Here is a 19,995-nt window from a genome sequence, read left to right as displayed (position 1 = left end):
CGATATCGCCCTCGCCGCGGCATGCGCAAATCCCGGTCGTCACAGAACTGCGGCGGCCTCCGGCAGCGGAGCGGCGAAGAAGTCCAGCTCGAGCTGTGCGGCGCGCTCGAATGCCGCGTACATGCGGGCGCGCGTCTCAGGCGCGGCATCCGCCGCCGCTGACGTGACGATCGCGATCGCGCGCCGGTTCGCCTCGGCGAACCCGGGATCGGCGTACGTCGACAGCCATGAGGCGTACGGATGCGCTGGATCCAGCGCGTAGGCGCCGAAGACGCCGGCCCCGAGCCGCTCCCCCAGATCGGCGTACAGCCAGTAACAGGGCAGCACCGCCGCGACGAGCTCCGCGTAGTCGCCGCCGAAGGCGACCGAGCGGAGGTGATCGAGGTAGGCGTTCGTGACCGGACCAGGATCCGCCGCGAACGTACGTTCGGCACTCAGCCAGGACTCGTGCAGTTCGAGCTCACCGGCGATCGCCCCCTGCGCCCCCTGCGCCCAGAACGCCTGCTCGGCGGAGGTCGGCGCCAGCGACGCTGCCGCCGCCAGCACCCGCGCGTACTCGCGCAGGTACAGCGCGTCCTGCGCGAGGTAGAACACGAAGGCGTCCCGCGGCAGCGTGCCGTCGGCGAGGGCCCGGATGAAGGGCAGGTCGTCGATTCCGCGGCGGATGCCGGTGATGCGCTGCCACCACTCGTCAGCGATTCCTGCCGCTGTCGGCGCCGTGTCGAGCCCGCCGCGCGTCCACAGGCCGGCGAAGTGCGACACCGGCCCGTGCCCGCGGCCGACGTCGAGTCCTGAGGCCGCGGCGATCGACTCGCGCAGCCAGGCACGTGCCTCGGCGACCGCTGTGGCCCAGTCGGCACCGCGGGCGCGTCGTGTGGCGAGGGCGGAGGAGAGCGAGCATCCGGTGCCGTGCGTATTGACGGTGACTATCCGCGGGCCCGAGAACGCGGCGAGCGCACCGTCGGGGCCGACCAGGGCGTCGGGCACCTCGGCGGAGTCCAGGTGACCGCCCTTGACCAGCACGAGCACTCCGTAGCGCTCCGAGAGACGAGCGGCCTGCTCCTGCGCCGACCCCCAGTTCTGCGCCGGCTGTTCGCGGGCGAGCGCGGCCAACTCCGGCAGGTTCGGTGTGACGACATCGGCGAGCGGCAGCAGGTCGCGCAGTGCGTCCTCGGCTGCTGTGTCCAGAAGCCGGTCGCCGCTCGTGGCGACCATGACCGGATCGACGACGACGGTCTCGGGGCGCACCCGGTCGAGCCAGTCCCCCACCGTGCGGATGATCTCCGCATCGGCGAGCATCCCGATCTTCACCGCGTCGATGTCCACGTCATCGGCGAGTGCGTCCAGCTGCTCGCGGAGGAACTCTGCGGGCGGCACGTGCACGTCGCGCACGCCCCGCGTGTTCTGGGCTGTCAGAGCGGTGATCGCCGCCATGCCGTAGCCTCCGTTCGCGGCGATCGACTTGAGGTCGGCCTGGATCCCGGCACCACCGGACGGGTCGCTGCCGGCGATGCTCAGCACGCGAGGCGGGCGCGTGCCATGCCAGGCGCGCAGGAACGCACGAGTCGCACTGCGGGGGTCGTCCGCGGCGCAGATGGCGGAGACGACCGCTACACCGGCTGCGCCGGCGTCGCGCAGCGGTGCGACATCGTCGAGTCCGACCCCGCCGATCGCGACGCACGGCAGCGGGCTCTGAGCGACGAACGCGGCGAATCCCTCGATGCCGAGTGCCGGCGGGTGGTCGGGCTTGGTCGTCGTGGGGTGCACGACGCCGACGCCGAGATAGTCGACCGTACCGGCCGGCAGCGCGCGCACGGCGTCGAGGTGCTCTGAGCGGTTCGCGGTGAGGCCGACGATCGCGTCGGGACCGAGCGCGGCACGAGCGTCGAGCACCGAGGCGTCCGACTGGCCGAGGTGCACGCCGTCGACACGCGCACCGCGACGGCGCGCCTCGAGCGCGGCGTCGAGGCGATCGTCGACGACCAGCAGCGCTCGCCCGGCGATCACGGCGGACAGCTCGACGAGCTGGTCGACGATCTCGGCCTCGGTCGCGTTCTTGTCGCGCAGTTGCACGATGCGCGCGCCCCCGGCGACGGCCTCGGCGACGACCGCCGCGACGCCGCGGGGCCCGCTCAGCGCGGCATCCGTGACGAGGTAGAGCGAGAGGTCGAGGCTCATCGCGCGGCCTCCAGCGCGGCGACCTCGACTCGCGCATCCGCGAGATCCGCCGGCGAGATCGCGGCGAGCGCGTCGAGCAGAGCGACGGCGAAGGTGCCCGGCCCTTCCGACGTCTCGGCAGCGCGTTCCGCGGCGATCTCGTAGACGACGGATGCCGCGGCGACGGCGTGTAGAGCGGGGATGTCCATGCCCTGAGCCGCACCGAGGAACGCCGCCATCACGGCACCGAGCGCACAGCCGCCGCCGGTGACCCGCGTGAGCAGGGCGGTGCCGTTCGCGATCCGCACCTCGCTCTCTCCGTCGGTGAGCAGGTCGACCTCGCCGGAGACGGCGACGACGCTGCCGTGCTCTCGCGCGAGCAGCCGGGCGGCGCCCGCCGCGGCATCCGTCGTGTCGGTCGCGTCCACGCCGCGACCGCCGGCGCTGAGTCCCGCCAGTGCGAGGATCTCGGAGGCGTTGCCGCGGACGGCGGTGGGACGGCGCCCCACCAGATCGCGGGCCAGATCGGTGCGGATCGGCAGCACTCCGATCGCCACGGGGTCGAGCACCCACGGTGTGCCGGTCGCGGATGCTCCGCCCACCGCCTCGAGCGTCGCCGCGCGCTGCTCCGGGGTCGGGGTGCCGAGGTTCACCAGCAGCCCCGAGGCGACCGACGCGAACACCCCGGCCTCGCCGACGATGTCGACCATGGCCGGAGCCGCGCCGACGGCGAGCAGCACATTGGCGGTGAAGCCGGTGACCACGGTGTTGGTGATGCAGTGCGTCAACGGAGGCGCTGCGCGCAGCGCCTCCAGCAGGCGGGCGGTGTCCTCGAGGATGGCGGACAGGTGCAGAGGATCGCTCATCGGCGACATCCCTTCGCTAGTACGAACTAGATCAGGTTCGACGGGTGTGTTCTCAGCCGCCCGTGGCGGCACCCCGTGTCACTGCGAGGAAGTCTAGCGGTGCGTGTGGATCCATCATCGCGTCGAATATGAAACGGATCGTTCCGTTTCTATCGAAAAGCTGCTACCTTCCCCCACATGAGTGAAGAAGCTCGCCCGCGCGGCGGAAGGCCCCGAGATGCCGGACTCACCGAGCGCATCCTCGATGAGGCGCTGCGCGTGATCATCGCCGGCGGCTTCGCCGGGATGCGCATCGAGCAGCTGGCGACAGCGGTCGGCTGCGGCAAGGCCGCCGTCTACCGCAGATTCAGCACCCCCGGTGAACTCGCCGCAGAGGCCATCGCCCGCGCGCTGCCGCCCGCCGGCGTGGTGGACACCGGCGACGTCGTCACAGACCTCATCGCCATCAATCAGGAGATCACCCGCGGCCTTGCGCCGGACGACGAGAGGCACGCCTCCGCCGGATCCCTGCTGTCCGCGATGCTCGCCCCCGAAGTGCGCCCGCACATCTGGGAGCGGTACTTCGCCGCTCGACGCGCCCGTGCTCGCGAGATCATCGCGCGCGGCAAGGAGCGCGGACAGATCAGCCTGGATGTCGACGCCGACGACGTGATCGACGCCCTGTCCGGCTACAGCCTCTACCGCTCATCCATGCGCGGAGTCGAGCTGGAGGATGCGCACACCCGGCGGATCGTCCAGCTCCTTCTCGGTGTATCGCCCGATGCACTGCCACCTATGTGAAAGAACACCCGTCCATGACCACACCCACTCCTGCCGCAACGACGCAGCGGGTCGCCGCCGTCGTCGGGTTCCTCGTCTTCGTGGAACTCACCAGCGGATTCATCCAGGGCTACTACCTGCCCCTGTTCGGCTCGATCGCCGCGCACCTCGGGGTGAGCGACGCCGACATCACCTGGTTCAACACCGTTCAGACCCTCGCGGCCGCCGTCTGCGTGCCCATCCTGTCCCGGCTCGGTGACATCTTCGGACACCGCCTCATGCTCCGCATCGGCATCGTGCTGGTGCTCGCCGGCACCCTGCTCACCGCATTCGCGCCGAACCTGCCCGTCATGCTCGCGGCGCGCCTGCTGATCGGGCCTCTCGCCGTCTGGCTCCCGCTCGAGATCGGGATCGTGCACAGCCGCGTCCAGGGCCAGTCCGGGCGACGCGCCGTGGGCATGCTCGTCTCGGCCCTCACGATCGGCGCCGTCCTCGGTGCGATCATCGGCGGCTTCGTCGGGGTCGCTCTGCCGATCGTGCCTGCCCTGCTGGTGCCGTCCGCCGTGGTGCTCGCCTGCGTGATCATCGTGTTCACCGTGGTTCCCGAATCCACCATGCGGACGCTGTCGAAGATCGACTGGGTCGGCTTCGCGCTGCTCGCCGTCGGCATGCTCGCAATCCTGTTCGGTCTGCGCAGTGCACAGGGCACCGGGTTCGGCAACCTCACGACCATCGTCACCCTCATCGTCGCCGCGGCCGTCGTGATCGGCTTCATCCTCTGGGAGCTGCGCGTCGAGAGCCCCGCGATCAACGTGCGCGTCGTCGCGTCTCGCGCTTTGTGGCCGGTCTATGCGACCTCCTTCCTGTTCGGCATGAGCCTGTTCGGCACGCAGACCGTGATGACCACGTTCTACGCCGCCGACCCGGACACCGTCGGGTACGGGTTCGCGCTCTCCTCCGGCGTCATCGGGCTGCTCACCGCGGCTTCCGCGCTGGTCGCGGCGGTCGGCGCCGCCCTGTTCGCCGGCATTGCGGCGAAGACCACGATGCGGGGTGTGCTGATGCTGGGCGTGGGCCTGGCCGCGATCGCCAACGTGCTCCTCGCCGTCGGGCACGACTCCTTCCCCGTCGTGATCGGCACCGTCGTCATCTCCGGCTTCGGCGGCGGCCTGCTGCTCGGCGCGCTGCCCGCGCTGGTCGCGGAGCTGTCCCCGGCATCCGAGACCGGCATCGCCACCGGCCTCTACAACACTCTGAAGACCCTGGGTGGCTCGGTCGCCGGCGCCGTGTTCGCGGTGGTGCTCAGCGCATTCGCCCTGCCCGGGACACTGGCCTCGTCGGTCGGCGGCTACGTGACCGTGTGGCTGATCTGCGCCGCCGCGTTCGCCCTCGCGTTCCTGCTGCTGATGATCGTTCGCGTACGCGGCGCGCAGACGACAGCCGTGCACACCGTCGCTGCCGACGTCGCCTGACTCCCCCACCTCCGGAACGGAAAGAAGACATGACACTCATCGACCAGACCACCTCGACCCTCGTGGACGACGCCGAGGCCCTGCTGCCCGAACTGCAGGATCTGCGCCGCGAGCTGCACCGCAATCCCGAGGTCGGCCTCGACCTCCCGTGGACCCAGAAGCGCGTGCTCCAGGCCTTGGAGGGACTCCCCCTCGAGATCACCACCGGTGTGAAGACCAGTTCGATCACTGCTGTACTGCGTGGCGGGAAGCCCGGCCGGGTCGTGCTGCTGCGCGGCGACATGGACGGCCTCCCCGTGCGTGAGGAGACCGGACTGGACTACGCCTCGACCACAGGCCGCATGCATGCCTGCGGCCACGACCTGCACACGGCCGGCCTGGTCGGCGCGGCCCGGCTGCTGAGTGCGCGCCGCGACGAGATCGAGGGTTCCGTCGTCTTCATGTTCCAGCCGGGTGAAGAGGGGTACAACGGAGCATCCGTGATGATCGAGGAGGGCATCCTGGATGCCGCGGGCGAGCGCCCGATCGGCTCCTACGCGATCCACGTCGGCCCTGGTCCCCGCGGCCTGGTCGCGACGAAGCCGGGCACGCTGCTCGCGGGATCGAGCGAACTGCACATCACCGTGCACGGCAAGGGCGGGCACGGCTCCCAGCCGCAGAGCGCCGCCGACCCGGTGCTTCCGCTGTCGCTCATCGCCGCTCAGCTGCAGAGCCTGATCACTCGGCGGTTCGAGGCATTCGACCCGGTGGTGATCAGCGTCACCCAGCTCAGCGCCGGCGAGGCGATCAACGTCATCCCGCCTTCGGCGAAGCTCGGTGCGACGGTGCGAACGATGTCACAGGCCGCTCTCGATGCCCTGCCGGGCTTCATCACCTCGCTGGCGGAGGGGCTCGCATCGGCCTACGGATGCACCGCGGAGGTGGACTTCAGCACGCAGTACATCCCGACGGTGAACGACGAGACCGAGACCGCGTTCGTGGTCGACGAACTCCGTGAGCTCCTCGGCGATGAGCAGGTGATCGTCGCCCCGCACGGGATGATGGGCTCCGAGGACTTCTCGTTCGTGCTCGCCGAGGTGCCCGGAACCTTCATCTCGCTCTCCGCGAGTCCCGAGGGAACGGATCTCGCGACGGCGGCGATGAACCACTCGCCGCACGTGCTGTTCGACGACTCGGTGCTGGCTCGCGAAGCAGCCATCCTCGCGCACCTCGCCATCACCCGGCTGCGCCGGGCGGGCGTCGAGGGCTGACCTCGCACGGGACGGCGGCGGCCCCACCGGGCCGTCGCCGTTCCTTCCCCTCCGCCGGGTCTCTGCTCACCAGAGCACCACCTCGGGCTTCTGCAGGCTGCGCCGACGCCGCGGGCGCATCGCCAGCGTGAGAGCTGCGCGCACCCGGCCCCGCTCCCCGGTCTCGGTCGTGCCCTCCATCCGCTCCTCCGCCCGGCGACGCAGCTCGCAGGCCCGGTTCAGTTCCGCGGTGCGCTGCTGCTCCATCATCGATGCGGCGTAGATCCCCTCGTACATGGTTCCCTCTCCCTGTTCCGCCCGGTCGATCCGGGATTCCGGTTGATGGGTACGACGATGCGCTCTGAGGTGCACGCCCGGCATCAGGCGAACGCCTTATCTTCGCCACCGGCCCGTGTCTAGGTATCCCGTCCCGATCCTGAGGGATGCCATGATGTGCGCATGACCTCCGCACCAGCGCCGCCGGTGGTGGGGCGCACCCGGGAGTTGCGCCTGCTGCACGACGCTTTCGACGAGACTCGCGCCGGACAGCCGCGTGTCGTCGTGGTGCGCGGGGAGGCCGGCATCGGCAAGTCGCGGCTGGTGGCGGAGTTCCTGGCTGCCCCGCTCGACGGTGAACCCGTCATCGCGATCGGCCAGTGCGTGGACCTGGGCGAGATCGGCACCCCGTTCACCCCGGTGCGCAGGATGCTGCAGGACCTGACCCGCGGCGTCGGCGAGGACGCGGTTCGCGCCGCAGCGCGGACGCCCGGTGTGATCGCCGCCCTGGACTCGCTCATTCCCGGCCTGGCCGCGGACGATGCCACGGCCGCGCCGAGCCGTCACCTCGCCGAGGCCGTCGAGCGCGTGCTCGAGTCGCTGAGCGAGTCACGCCAGCTGCTCCTCGTGATCGAGGATCTGCACTGGGCGGATGCCGCCACCCTGGCGCTGCTGCAGGCGCTGAGCCTGACCGCGCACGCCCAGCATGTGATGTTCGTGCTCACGTACCGCACCGACGACGTCGGGCGCACGCATCCGCTGCGTCCGCTGCTGGCCGAGCTCGAGCGCAACCGCAACGTCACCATGATCGACGTCGAGCCGCTCGATGCCGCCGACGCCGCCCGCCTCGTCGCGGTCACAGCACCGGGGCTGGACACCGCCGACATCGACGCCATCGTGTCGCGCAGCGACGGGGTGCCGTTCTTCGTCGAAGAGCTCGCGGCACGCGGTGGCGCGGAGCAGCTGCCGGGCACTCTCCGCGACCTGGTGCTGGCCCGTTACGACCTGCTCGACGAGCCCGTGCGGCAGGTTCTCGCCGCGGCCGCCGTGGGCGGCGTGGCGATCGATGAGGAGCTGCTCCGCGACATCCTGGGTGCGGATTCAGTCGGACTGCGTACGGCGCTGCGCGCGGCCGTAGATGCCGGCGTGCTGATCTCGAACCAGGACGGGCTGTCGTTCCGGCACGCGCTGATCCGGGAGTTCGCCGCCGCCGAGCTGCTGCCCGGGGAGCGCGCCGAGCTGCACCGTGGTTACGCGCAGGCGCTGCAGGAGCGGATCGCCCTGGGCGCGGCGGATCAGGCACCCGCGGCCGCCGAGCACTGGCTGGCCTGCCACGACGTGGCCGCCGCGTTCCAGGCCACGGTGATCGCTCGGGAGCGAGCCCGGGAGGCAGCCGCCCCTGCTGCCGCAGTACGTCTCGGTGAGCGGCTGCTGGAGCTGTGGCCGCAGGTCGAGGATGCGGAGGCCGTCGCAGGACGGAGCCGGGCGGAGCTCTACTACGAGGTCGCCGAGGGCTGGCGGATGCTCAACGCCCCGAGCCGGTGCGAGCGGCTGCTGCGCGACGGGCTCCGGGCACTGGCCGACGCCCAACCGCACGACCGCGCGCCGCTGCACCGGGTGCTTGCCATGGTGCGTTACGACCAGGGACGCGGCGACGATGCCGCGGACGAGGCGAGACGCAGCGTCGACCTACTGTCGGGCCTGCCTGGCGCGGAAGCGGATCCGGTGCTGGCCACGGCGCTGTCCACGCTCTCGACGCTGACAGCCGACACCGCGGCGGCCGCCGTGTACAGCTCTCGCGCCGTGGCGATCGCCGAACGCAGCGGCGACGAGCGGGCGATGGACCGTGCCGACCTGGCGCTGGTGTGGCTCACCGGGCGCGACGGTGAGGACGAGAGCGGCCTCGAGGTCGTGCGGCGGATGATGAGGCGGCGCATCCAGCCCGAAGACATGGTGATCGCGCGGACCAACGAGTCCGATCTACTCTTCCGACTGGGCCGGTACTCCGAAGCCATCGACTCCGCACGGGACGGCGTGGCGGTCGCCGTCGATACCGGGCTGGAGCGCGGAGCCGGCGTGGTCACCGCCCTGAACCTCATCGAGGCGCAGGTCGCCGTCGCCGAGAACGCTGAGGCGGAGCGGGGCGTGCTCACGCTGATGCCGCTGCTGGACGGCATGCCGATGCTGCGCTCCGGCGCACTGCGATTCCTCTGTCTGGTGCTGCTCTGGTGCGGGCGCGAGGCAGAACTGCGGGCTCTGCGTGAGGCGGAGAGCGCGTTCATCGCCGACCTGGATCTCGACGCCCTGGAGACGATCGGCTGGCTCGTCATCGAGATCGAGACGACGTTGAACGGCTGCGAGGGCACGCTGTCCGCTGACGATGCCCGGACGGGCACGGCGGCGATCGAGCACGCGCTGACCGAGGCGCTGCGCCTTCCGGAGATGGCGTCCGCCGAGCGAGGGCTGGTCCGGCTCGCCCTGCCGATGGCCGCGCGTCTCATCGCGGCGGCGCGGCGGCGCGGCATCCGGCCCGGCCTCTGCGCGCAGCTGACCGGCATCGTGCACGACGAGCTCGCGACCTTCGACCGCGGCCGGCCCGCCGCCGCGGTGCACGCGCTCGTCGCCGCCGAGAACGCGGATTCGCCGGCGGGCTGGCGCGAAGCCGTCACGGTGCTCGAGGGCGGCGGCCTGCCGGTGCGGAACCTCGACTACGCCCGATTCCGGCTCGTCGGGAGTCTGCTCGCCGCAGGCGAGAGGGCGGAAGCAGCCCGAACGCTGGACCAATCTCTCGACCTGTGCCGCACGCCGGCCGTGGCTGGCTGGCTGCACGATCTCGCCGCCCGCTCCGGCTCCGGACAGACCGCCGGCGGCATCCCCACCCTGACCGAGCGCGAGACGCAGGTGCTGGAACTGGTCGCCCAGGGCCTGACCAACGCGCAGATCGGCGAACGGCTGTTCATCTCGCCGAAGACCGCGTCCGTGCACGTCTCGGCGATCCTCTCCAAGCTCGGTGCGCGCACCCGCGGCGAGGCCGCAGCGATGCTGCGCGCATCGAGCGAGCCGCGCTGACGCCGCTCATCGGAAGGCGGTCGCCGGCTCCTGCGCGCTGCGCGGCCGATGCGGATGCGTCACCATCGCGAGTGCGCCCGGCAGCATCGTCGAAACCCCGCCTGAGTGACGTGAATCAGACGGGGTCTCGGCAACCGGACGGGGTCTCGGGGATCAGTCGCGGATGCTGGCTCCGAAGCGCTCCGTGGCGACGGCGACGCCGGCGAGCTTCGCCTCGGTCGCCTCAGCCGCGGTGAGCGTGCGGTCGTCCGCGCGGAAGCGCAGCGCGAAGCTCAGGCTCTTGAAGCCCTCTTCCAGCCCCTCACCGCGGTAGTCGTCCACCAGTCGCACCGACTCGAGCAGCTCGCCGGCACCCGCGACGAGCGCGGCACGCACCTCGGCGGCCGGCACATCCGCCGGCAGCACGAGTGAGACGTCCTGCGTGGCCGCAGGGAACCCGGAGAGGGATGCGGCGACGATACGCTCACCGGCCAGCGACAGCACGCGGTCGAGGTCGAGCTCGAGAACGGTGACGCGCCCGTGCAGGTCGGCGTCGGCCGAGACCTGCGGGTGCAGCTCGCCGACGTAGCCGACCTCCTCGCCGGCCACGCTCAGCGCACCGGCACGACCCGGGTGCAGCGCGGCCCGCGACGTCTGGGTCACGTCGATCTCGACGCCGGCGGCGGATGCCACGACGCGGACGGCGTCGAGAGCCTCGGCGAGACCGGCGGCCTCAGCCGCGCGACCGGGCTGGCGGGGCGCCACGTTGCCTGCGAGCAGCACCGCGAGGTGCCGCGGCTGCGGCGGGATGGCGGCGTTCAGCTCGGCGAGCTTCTCGTCGGACGGACGCACGCCGAGCGGCGGAACCTCGGCAGTGCCGTACTCGACACCCGGCGCGGGCGTGAACACGATGCCGGTCTCGAACAGCGACAGATCGGTGAGTCCGCGCGCCGCGTTGCGGTGCGCCGTCTGCACCAGCCCCGGGATAAGCGAGCGCCGCAGGAACGCCGCCTGGCCGTCCAGGGCGTTCGCCAGACGGATGCTCGGCAGATGCTCCCCCGACGCCGATCCGTGCAGGTCGTTCTGCTGCTCGCTCGTGAAGGGGAACGCGGGGGTCTCGACGAAGCCCGCAGCGGCGAGCGCGTCGGCGACGCGCCGCCGGCCCTGCTGCAGCACGGTGTAGCCGCGCCCGGACGGGGGCACGGGCAGCACGGACGGGATGCGGTCCAGCCCGTGGATACGGGCGACCTCCTCGGCGAGCGTCCACTTGTCGGTGAGGTCGGGGCGCCAGCTGGGCGGGGTGACCGTCCATCCGGCATCCGATGCCTGGACGGAGGCGCCGATCGTCTGCAGAGCACTCTCGATCTCGGCGTCCGTGTAGTCGACGCCGATGAGGCCCGGCACGAAGCCGGCCGGCAGCTGGATCGTGGAGGTGGCGATCTCCGCGAACAGCGCGCCGCCCTCGTCGGTCAGCGTGCCGCCGGCGAGTTCGACCATGAGGTCGGCGACGCGACGGGCCGCGACGAACGGGATGCGGGGGTCGACGCCGCGCTCGAAGCGCTTGGACGCCTCACTGGGCAGCTTGTGCCTGCGGGCGGAACGGGCGATCGTGACCTGGTCGAAGGTCGCCGCCTCGATGAGCACGTTCTGCGTCGTCTCGCTCATCTCGGTGGTGCCGCCGCCCATGACGCCGGCGAGGCCGATCGGCCCCGAACCGTCGGTGATGAGCAGGTCCTCGACGTGCAGGGTGCGCTCCTGACCGTCGAGGGTGACCATCTTCTCGCCCGCCGACGCGCGGCGCACGGTGATCGTGCCGTCGAGCTTGTCGAGGTCGTAGCCATGCACCGGGTTGCCCAGCTCGAGCATCACATAGTTGGTGATGTCGATGAGGATGCCGAGCGACCGCATGCCGGCCAGAACGAGGCGCGAGACCATCCACGGCGGCGTCGGGCGCGACGGGTCGACACCGCGCACGACCCGGGTGACGAACTCGGTGGCGCCCACGCGACCGCGGATCGGGTTCTCATCGGTGACGACGGCGGTGTGACCGTCGCCGGGGACGAGGTCGGCGGCGTCACGGTCGGCCGGGTCGCGGAAGGTCGCACCGGTCGCGTGCGAGTACTCGCGGGCGACGCCGCGGATCGAGAACGCGTAGCCGCGGTCCGGCGTGACGTTGATGTCGACGGCGACGTCGTCGAGGCCGAGCAGCGCGATCGCGTCGGTGCCGACCTCGGGGTCGAGTCCGAGCGTCGACAGCACGATGATGCCGTCGTGCTCGTCGCCCAGGCCCAGCTCGCGGGCCGAGGCGATCATGCCGTCGGAGACGTGGCCGTAGGTCTTGCGCGCCGCGATCGGGAACGGACCGGGTAGCACGGCACCGGGCAGCGTCACGACGACCTTGTCGCCGGCGATGAAGTTGTGCGCGCCGCAGACGATTCCGCGGGGCTCGGCCTCGCCGACATCCACCTGGCACCAGTTGATGGTCTTGCCGTTCTTCTGCGGCTCGGGCTCGACGGAGAGCACCTGGCCGACCACGACGGGCCCGGAGATCTCGAAGCGGTGGACCTCCTCCTCTTCGAATCCGACCGTCACCAGCGCCGCGAGGACATCCTCCGGCGTGGCATCCGGGGCCACATCGACGTATTCACGCAGCCACGAGAGCGGGACGCGCATCACACCACCATCCCGAACTGCTCGCTGAAGCGCACATCGCCCTCTGCCATGTCGCGCATGTCCTTCACGTCGCTGCGGAACATGAGCCCGCGCTCGACGCCCATCCCGAACGCGAAGCCGCTGTAGACCTCGGGGTCGATCCCCGCTGCGCGCAGCACGTTGGGGTTGACCATGCCGCATCCGCCCCACTCGATCCAGCGTGCCCCGCCCTTGAAGGTGGGGTGCCACAGATCGAGCTCGGCCGACGGCTCGGTGAAGGGGAAGTAGTTGGTGCGGAAGCGGGTCTTCGCCTCCGGCCCGAACATCTGCCGGGCGACGTGATCGAGGGTGCCCTTGAGGTGCGCCATCGAGATGCCCTTGTCGATGACGAGGCCCTCGAACTGGGTGAACACCGGCAGGTGGGTCGCGTCGAACTCGTCGGTGCGGTACACCCGTCCGGGGCAGAGCACGTAGATCGGCACGTCGCGGTCGAGCATCGAGCGCACCTGCACCGGGCTGGTGTGGGTGCGCATCACCAGGTGGCGGGAGGGCGGGTCGACGTAGAAGGTGTCCTGCTCCTGGCGGGCCGGGTGGTCCACGTCGAAGTTCAGCGCGTCGAAGTTGAACCACTCGTGCTCGAGCTCGGGGCCCTCCGCGATCTCCCAGCCCATGCCGACGAAGATGTCGCAGATCTGGTCCTGCAGCAGGGTCAGCGGGTGCCGGGCGCCGACCCGGGTGCGCGAGGGCACCGCGGTGATGTCGACACGCTCGGCCTCGAGGCGCGCGGCGGTCTCGGCCTCGGCGAGCTCGGCCTCCTTGGCGGCGAGCGCCTGGGTGACCCGGCCCCGCCCCTGACCGATGAGCTTGCCGAACGTCGCCTTGTGCTCCGGCGCGACCTGGCGCATCGAGGCGTTCAGCAGCGCGAGCGGCGAGCCCTCCGCGACGTGGTCGTGGCGGGCCTGTTTCAGCTCTGCGGTGTCGGCGGCGGAGCCGATCGCTGCGAGCGCGGCGGCGACGGCGGATTCCACCGCCTCGGGCGTGATCTCTGGGGCATCTGACACGAGAATCGATTCTACCGGCGCACGCGGCGCCCCGAAGCGCCGCGGTCAGACGATCAGACCGAGCACCAGCACCCCGGCGAGCCCCACGACCGACACCGCGCACTCCATCAGGCTCCAGGTCTTGAACGTCTGCCCGACCGTCATGCCGAAGTACTCCTTCACCAGCCAGAACCCCGCGTCGTTCACGTGCGAGAGGAACACCGAGCCCGCGCCGATCGAGAGCACCATCAGCGCCACGTGCGTCGCGCTGAGATCGCCCACCAGAGGCGCCATGATCCCGGCCGCGGTGATGGTCGCGACCGTGGCGGATCCCGTGGCCAGGCGGATGACGACGGCGACGAGCCAGCCGGCGATCAGCAGCGGGATGCCGGAGCCGGCGATGCCGTTGCCGATGACCTGCCCGACACCGGAGTCGACGAGGGTCTGCTTGAATCCGCCACCCGCGCCGACGATCAGCAGGATCGAGGCGATCGGAGCGAAGGCCGCGCCGGTCTCCCGCGAGACCTCCGCCATCGAGCGGCCGAGAGCGGTGCCGAGCACGATCATCGCGTACAGCGACGTGATCAGGAGCGCCTGCAGCGGAGTGCCGATCCAGACCAGCACCTGGCCGACGACGGACTCGCCGACGCCCATCGCCTCCACCACGGTCATCAGCAGCATCAGTACCACCGGCATCAGCACCACCGACAGGGCGATGCCGAACGACGGACGCCGGCGCTCCTCCTCATCGGCCTCGTCGACGGCGTCGAGCAGCTGGCTGGTGGCCTGGATGGGCACCCATCTGGCCATCGGCTTCGCGAGCACGGGGCCGGCGATGATCACGGTGGGCACGGCGACCAGCAGGCCGAACGCCAGGGTCAGCCCGAGGTTCGCACCGAGTGCGTCGATCGCGATCAGCGGCCCGGGGTGCGGCGGCACCAGGCCGTGCAGCGCGGAGAGGCCGGCCAGCGCGGGGATGCCGACGAGGATGACCGGCAGCTTCGCGCGCTTCGCGACCAGCATCACGATCGGGATGAGCAGCACGACACCGACCTCGAAGAACAGCGGAATGCCGATGATGAAGGCCGCGAACGCCATCGCCCAGGGCAGCCGCTTCAGCGGCGTCTTGGCGAGGATGGTGTCGACGATCTCGTCGGCACCGCCGGATTCGGTGAGGAATCTTCCGATCACCGCACCGAGCACGATCAGCACGCCGACACCGCCGACGGTGGCGCCGAGTCCCGCCGAGAACGAGGTGAACGCGTTCTCGAAGCCCATGTTCGCCGCGATGGCCATCACCGCCGCGCCCAGCATCAGGGCGAAGAACGGATGCATCTTGACCCAGACGATCAGCACGACGATCACGGCGATCGACACGACCGCCGCGATGATCAGCTGGGTCGTCCCCGCTGCGGGTTCCACCGGGTCGGCGAGCGGAAGGAGCCTGCCCAGGACTGCTGATCCGGAACTGAAGGAAACGTGCATGACGAACTCCTCACTGCGGCGGGTCGGCGTCGGCCCGTGCCGTACCGCACACGCTAGCGGACGGATAGGATCGGCCGCGAGAGGGGTGAGCAGATGGCGCACGAGGATGTCCCCACGACCCGCAGCATCACGATCGAGGATGCTCCTGATCCGTTCGTCCTCGCGATCGACATCGGCTCCGGCTCCACCAGGTGCTGCCTCTACGACGCCTACGCGCGTCCGGTCAAGAAGCGCATGGCCAAAGCGGACCACGTGTTCACGGAGGCCGCGGACGGCACGGTCGAGATCGACGCCGATCAGGTGACCGCCGAGGTGGCGGACCTCATCGGCCAGGTCACCGCCGGCATAGCGCCCGGGCGTATCCGCGCCGTCGTGATGGACACGTTCGCCTCGTCCCTGGTGTGCGTGGATGCCGAAGGGCGGGCGCTGACACCCTGCTTCACCTACGCCGATTCGCGGTCAGCCGCACATCTCGCCCGGCTGCGCGCCCGGCTCGACGAGACCGCCGTGCACCAGCGCATCGGCGCACGCCTGCACACCAGCTACCACCCGCCCCGGCTGCTCTGGCTGCAGGACGAGTTCCCCGATGTGTTCGCCGGGACGGCCAAGTTCCTCTCCCTCGGCGAGTACGTCTACGCCGTGCTCGCGGGTGTGGAGGGCGCTGCGACCTCCACGATGGCGTGGGCCGGCATCCTCAACCGTCACACCTGCGAGCTGGACGACGAGCTGCTCGCCGAGGTCGGGGTGGATCGTTCGCGCTTCGCGCCCATCGTCGACCCCGATCAGCCGCTCACCGACGTCTCGCCCGAGGTCGCTCTGCGCTGGCCCGCGCTCGAGGGCGCCGCGTGGTTCCCCGCCGTTCCGGACGGCTATGCGTCGAATGTCGGCGTCGGCGCCGACACCCCGGATGTCGCGGCGATGTCGGCGGCCACGTCGGGCGCGATCCGGGTGATCGTGGACGGCACGCCCGAGGTTCTGCCCTCGGGCCTCTGGGCCTATCGGGTCTCGCGATCCCAGTCGATCGTCGGCGGCGCGCTGAACGACGTGGGGCGCGTGATGCTGTGGCTGCAGTCCACGCTCGCCCCGGCCCCGCTCGAGGCGATCGAGCAGACGCTCACCGCTCCTCCGTCGGCGGGGACGCCCTTGATGCTGCCCTTCCTCACCGGCGAACGCGCCACCGGTTGGGCCGGCGACGCCAGGGCTGTGCTCACGGGGGTGTCGTCCTCGACGACGCCCCTCGACCTGTGGCGCGGCGCCGCCGAGGGCGTGGCGGTCTCGTACGGCCGGGTGTTCGCGCAGCTCGTCGAGGCGAACCCCGGAGTGCAGCGCGTGATCGCCTCGGGCGGCGTCACCGGCCACTTCCCCGGCCTGATGCGCGTCGTGGCACAGGCGATCGGGTTCCCGGTGCAGGTCGTGAACGTCAAGCGCGTGACCATGCGAGGCGCGGCCGTGATCGCCCTCTCCGTGCTCGAGCCGAGCAGGCCGATGGCGCAGATCCCGCCGACCGAGCCCGTGCTGCCGGATGCCGCAGAGCAGGACTACTACGCCGACCTGCGCGAGCGCTTCGACGCCGCGTACGACGCGGTGATCGCGCCGTAGCGCGGTCACCGCATCTCACTGCGGCGGGATGCCGCTGCCTGCGTCGAACTTGCCCGCGCCGCGCTGCATCGCGATGACCTCGGTCACCGTCGAACCGTCGTGGATCCGCGGGTCTCCGCCGCCGGCCTCCGGTGCGTAGCCCTTCAGCTTCGGCGAACGCGACGTCTTCTTCTCGACCCACTTCGCGATCGCGGCGAGGATCAGACACATCACGATGTAGATGCCGCCGATGACGATCGCGGACTGCAGGACGGGACGCCCCTGCTGAGAACCGAGAAGCTTGGCGAAGTAGAGCAGCTCGGGGTAGGTGATGATGAATCCGAGCGCGGTGTCCTTCAGCGTGACGACGAGCTGCGAGACGATCACGGGGAGCATCGCACGGACGGCCTGCGGCAGCAGGATCAATGTCATCACGCCGCTCTTGCGCAGGCCGATCGCGTAGCCGGCTTCCTTCTGGCCACGCGGCAGAGCTTCGACACCCGCACGCAGAGCCTCGGCGAGAACCGATCCGTTGTACATCGTCAGCGCGATCACCACAGCCCAGTACGGCGACATCTTGATGCCGACCACAGGGAGGCCGTAGAACAGCAGCATCATGAACACCAGCACCGGGACCGCGCGGAAGAACTCGGTGATCACCGTGATGGGCACTCGCACCCAGGCGTGATCGGACAGCCGGCCGATGGCGAGGACGAAGGCGAGCACGAGGCTCAGCACCGCCGCCGCCGCGAACGCCGCAAGGGTGTTCCCCAGCGCAGTGAGGATCTGCTCCCACACCGCGGTGAAGGTGAACACGTACCAGCGTGAGGGATCGAACTGACCCGTGACCGCGAACCGGTAGGCGATGAAGCCCACGATCGCGAGCACGACCAGCACGGTCACCACCCCGAGGATCAGGTTGCGCCGCGCAGCCTTCGGGCCGGGGACGTCGTACAGGACGGAGCTCATCGCGCGATCCTCCACTTGTTCTCGAGGCTTCGCTGCGCCCAGCTCAGCAGCATGACCAGGGCGACGAAGATGGCCGCGACCCAGAGCAGCACGACGAGGGCGTTCTCACCGCGCTCGCTCATGAACGCTCGGACCGCACCGAGCTCGGTGATCGCGAAACCTGCGGCGACCGTCGTGTTCTTGAGCAGCGCGATGAACACGCTCATCATCGGCGGCACGACCGAGCGGAAGGCCTGCGGCAGCACCACCAGCGTCATGACCTGCCCGAACGGGAGTCCGATCGCGCGGGCGGCCTCCGCCTGCCCGACGGGCACGGTGTTGATGCCGGCGCGGAGAACCTCGGCCACGTATGTCGCCGTGTAGATGCCGAGCGCGAGAACTCCGAGAGTGACGGCGTTGAGACGCGGAAGTCCGAGCTGGGGGTAGCCGAAGACGAAGAAGAAGAAGACCAGTGTCAGCGGTGTGTTGCGCACCAGGTTGACGTAGACCGTACCGACTGCCCGAGCGATCGGCACCGGCGAGACGCGCATGGCGCCCACGATGATGCCCAGCACGAGAGCGAGCAGTCCGCCCGCGAAGAAGAGGATGAGGGTGTTCCCCAGAGCCTGGGGCCACAGATCCATGTTGTCGAAGATGACTCCCATGGAGCCTCCCCCTGTCAGGTGCGAGGTCGGGGACGGCCATCGCCGCCCCCGACCTGGTGATCAGTACGCGTCGACCTCGGGCTGCTCGACTGTGATGCCGGACGAGCCGAGGTTGTTGTCGAAGATCTGCTGCCAGACGTCGTTGCCGTCGGTGAACAGGTCGTTGATGTGCTGGCGCAGCGCGTCATCGCCCTTCGCCAGACCCACGCCGTACTTCTCGACGGTGAACGGCTCGCCGACGACCTTCAGCTTCTCGGGGTCCTGTGCGGCGTAGCCGATCAGGATGGCCTGGTCGGTGGTCACAGCCTGGACGGTGCCGTTCAGCAGAGCCTCGACGCAGGCCGAGTACAGATCGAACTCCTTGGTGGGGACCTCGGGGAAGTTGGTGCGGATGTTCTGGATCGGGGTGGAGCCGGTCGCAGAGCACACCGTGGTGTCCTTGTTGAGGTCCTTCTCGCTCTTGATGGTGTCGTCGTCGGCCGCGACGAGGAGGCCTTGACCGGTGATGAAGTACGGACCCGCGAAGTCGATCTGCTCCTTGCGCTTGTCGGTGATCGAGTAGGTGCCGACGTAGTAGTCGATGTCACCGTTCACGATCGCCTGCTCGCGGTTCGCGGACGCGATCGCCTGGAAGTCGATCTGGTCCTCGTCGAAGCCCAGCGAGGCGGCGATCCAGCGGGCGATGTCGACGTCGAAGCCGGAGCGCTCCTGGGTCGTGACATCGATGTACCCGAGACCCGGCTGGTCCTCCTTGACGCCGATGACGACCTTGCCACGCTCCTCCATCGCGTCGAAGGTCGGGCTGCCCTCGAGGGCGACGTCCTCGGCGACGGTCCAGGGCGTCTTGTCGGCGTCGCCGCCGTCGCCGTCTCCGCCGCCCGTGCCGCCGGGGTTGCTGGGGGTTCCGCTGTTGCACGCCGTCAGGGCGAGCAGGGCGGTCGCGGCGATTCCGATCGCCGCGAGAGTCTTGGTGCGTCGCATGTGCGTCTCCTTCGTGTGCTGTGTGTGCGCGGGATCTCCGCGCGGGGAAGGTCAGTGGGTGAGCAGCTTCGAGAGGAAGTCCTTCGCCCTGTCGCTCTTCGGATTCGTGAAGAACTCCTCCGGCGTCGCCTCTTCGACGATCGAGCCGTCCGCCATGAAGACGACGCGGTTCGCGGCCTTACGGGCGAAGCCCATCTCGTGGGTGACCACGATCATGGTCATGCCCTCGTGCGCGAGCTGCACCATGACGTCCAGGACCTCGTTGATCATCTCCGGGTCGAGGGCGCTGGTGGGCTCGTCGAACAGCATCACCTTCGGCTGCATGGCGAGGGCGCGCGCGATCGCGACGCGCTGCTGCTGTCCGCCGGACAGCTGCGCGGGGAGCTTCTGCGCCTGCTGACCGACGCCGACCCGCTCCAGGAGCATCATCGCCTGCTTGTCGGCGTCCGCCTTCTTCATGCCGCGCACCTTGATCGGCCCGAGGGTGACGTTCTCGAGGATGGTGAGATGCGCGAACAGGTTGAACGACTGGAACACCATGCCGACATCGGCACGCAGCTTCGCGAGGCCCTTGCCCTCGGCGGGGAGGAGGGCGCCGTCGATGCGGATCTCACCGCTGGTGATGGTCTCGAGGCGGTTGATCGTGCGACACAGCGTCGACTTTCCGGACCCTGACGGGCCGATGACGACGACCACCTCGCCCTTGTCGACGGTGAGATTGATGTCCTTCAGCGCGTGGAAGTCGCCATAGTGCTTCTCGACGTGGTCGACCACGACCAGGGCGTCCGCGCCCTTGCTCTCTGCCATTCCTCCACACTAGAGCGCACGCCGGACACCGC

15 protein-coding genes and 1 riboswitch are annotated in these 19,995 nt (G+C 70.2%); of the genes, 5 read left to right on the top strand and 10 right to left on the bottom strand.

The features are described 5' to 3' along the window. Positions 1 to 39: 39 nt before the first annotated feature. A complete protein-coding gene (locus tag DY023_RS16000; RefSeq protein ID WP_116243338.1) occupies positions 40 to 2,178 on the bottom strand; it encodes a bifunctional hydroxymethylpyrimidine kinase/phosphomethylpyrimidine kinase in 2,139 nt (712 codons plus the stop codon). Then, positions 2,175 to 3,023 (bottom strand): hydroxyethylthiazole kinase, encoded by an 849-nt coding sequence (thiM, locus tag DY023_RS15995; protein WP_116243363.1) that lies wholly within the window; start codon positions 3,021 to 3,023, stop codon positions 2,175 to 2,177. Before thiM ends, DY023_RS16000 begins: the two co-directional genes overlap by 4 nt. Then, a riboswitch (TPP riboswitch) is annotated at positions 3,015 to 3,109 on the bottom strand. (Overlaps the previous gene by 9 nt.) Before the next feature lie 91 nt (positions 3,110 to 3,200). Between thiM and DY023_RS15990 the strand changes: the two genes are divergently transcribed. Genes DY023_RS15990 through DY023_RS15980 form a run of 3 tightly spaced genes read left to right on the top strand, consistent with a single transcriptional unit; the run spans position 3,201 to position 6,504 of the window. Then, entirely contained in the window at positions 3,201 to 3,803 is a 603-nt protein-coding gene (locus tag DY023_RS15990; protein ID WP_116243337.1) for a TetR/AcrR family transcriptional regulator, read from the top strand. 14 nt (positions 3,804 to 3,817) lie between these two features. Further along, on the top strand, positions 3,818 to 5,254 hold the full coding sequence (locus DY023_RS15985; protein WP_116243336.1) for an MFS transporter: 1,437 nt from the start codon (positions 3,818 to 3,820) through the stop codon (positions 5,252 to 5,254). Positions 5,255 to 5,283: 29 nt separating this feature from the next. Beyond that, positions 5,284 to 6,504 (top strand): M20 metallopeptidase family protein, encoded by a 1,221-nt coding sequence (locus DY023_RS15980; protein ID WP_116243335.1) that lies wholly within the window; start codon positions 5,284 to 5,286, stop codon positions 6,502 to 6,504. A 66-nt stretch (positions 6,505 to 6,570) separates the two neighbouring features. Here DY023_RS15980 and DY023_RS15975 read toward each other — a convergent pair whose 3' ends face one another. Next, positions 6,571 to 6,780, bottom strand: coding sequence for a hypothetical protein (locus DY023_RS15975; protein ID WP_116243334.1), 210 nt, complete (start codon positions 6,778 to 6,780; stop codon positions 6,571 to 6,573). A 162-nt stretch (positions 6,781 to 6,942) separates the two neighbouring features. Between DY023_RS15975 and DY023_RS18405 the strand changes: the two genes are divergently transcribed. Further along, a complete protein-coding gene (locus DY023_RS18405; protein ID WP_116243333.1) occupies positions 6,943 to 9,828 on the top strand; it encodes a helix-turn-helix transcriptional regulator in 2,886 nt (961 codons plus the stop codon). A gap of 153 nt (positions 9,829 to 9,981) precedes the next feature. On the opposite strand, the gene pheT is transcribed toward DY023_RS18405, so the two are convergent. From pheT to DY023_RS15955, 3 genes are read right to left on the bottom strand one after another with little or no spacing between them, the layout of a single operon-like run. Further along, positions 9,982 to 12,480 (bottom strand): phenylalanine--tRNA ligase subunit beta, encoded by a 2,499-nt coding sequence (gene pheT, locus DY023_RS15965; RefSeq protein WP_116243362.1) that lies wholly within the window; start codon positions 12,478 to 12,480, stop codon positions 9,982 to 9,984. After that, complete coding sequence (gene pheS / locus DY023_RS15960; protein WP_116243332.1) at positions 12,480 to 13,520, bottom strand: phenylalanine--tRNA ligase subunit alpha; 1,041 nt, start codon at positions 13,518 to 13,520, stop codon at positions 12,480 to 12,482. The genes pheT and pheS overlap by 1 nt, the downstream gene beginning before the upstream one ends. 45 nt (positions 13,521 to 13,565) lie before the next feature. Further along, the gene (locus DY023_RS15955) at positions 13,566 to 14,984 is read right to left on the bottom strand and encodes a GntP family permease (RefSeq protein ID WP_116243331.1); all 1,419 of its coding nucleotides are present in this window, start codon (positions 14,982 to 14,984) and stop codon (positions 13,566 to 13,568) included. Positions 14,985 to 15,077: 93 nt separating this feature from the next. On the opposite strand from DY023_RS15955, the gene DY023_RS15950 reads away from it, so the two are divergent. Then, positions 15,078 to 16,583 carry a gluconokinase gene (locus tag DY023_RS15950; protein ID WP_116243330.1) on the top strand — a complete coding sequence of 502 codons (1,506 nt, stop codon included), beginning with the start codon at positions 15,078 to 15,080 and terminating at the stop codon, positions 16,581 to 16,583. A gap of 15 nt (positions 16,584 to 16,598) precedes the next feature. Here the strand turns inward: DY023_RS15950 and DY023_RS15945 are convergent, their stop codons facing one another. From DY023_RS15945 to DY023_RS15930, 4 genes are read right to left on the bottom strand one after another with little or no spacing between them, the layout of a single operon-like run. Further along, positions 16,599 to 17,531 carry an amino acid ABC transporter permease gene (locus DY023_RS15945; protein WP_116243329.1) on the bottom strand — a complete coding sequence of 311 codons (933 nt, stop codon included), beginning with the start codon at positions 17,529 to 17,531 and terminating at the stop codon, positions 16,599 to 16,601. Then, entirely contained in the window at positions 17,528 to 18,175 is a 648-nt protein-coding gene (locus DY023_RS15940; RefSeq protein WP_116243328.1) for an amino acid ABC transporter permease, read from the bottom strand. The genes DY023_RS15945 and DY023_RS15940 overlap by 4 nt, the downstream gene beginning before the upstream one ends. Before the next feature lie 60 nt (positions 18,176 to 18,235). Then, a complete protein-coding gene (locus tag DY023_RS15935; protein WP_116243327.1) occupies positions 18,236 to 19,156 on the bottom strand; it encodes a glutamate ABC transporter substrate-binding protein in 921 nt (306 codons plus the stop codon). 51 nt (positions 19,157 to 19,207) lie between these two features. Then, positions 19,208 to 19,963, bottom strand: coding sequence for an amino acid ABC transporter ATP-binding protein (locus tag DY023_RS15930; RefSeq protein ID WP_116243326.1), 756 nt, complete (start codon positions 19,961 to 19,963; stop codon positions 19,208 to 19,210). Positions 19,964 to 19,995 lie beyond the last annotated feature (32 nt).

The sequence above is a fragment of the Microbacterium bovistercoris genome, from assembly GCF_003387575.1.
In the GTDB taxonomy this organism is placed as follows: Bacteria; Actinomycetota; Actinomycetes; order Actinomycetales; family Microbacteriaceae; genus Microbacterium; species Microbacterium bovistercoris.
The sequence above is the reverse complement of the archived record's forward strand: the minus strand, read 5'-3'. Positions and strand labels throughout refer to the sequence as shown.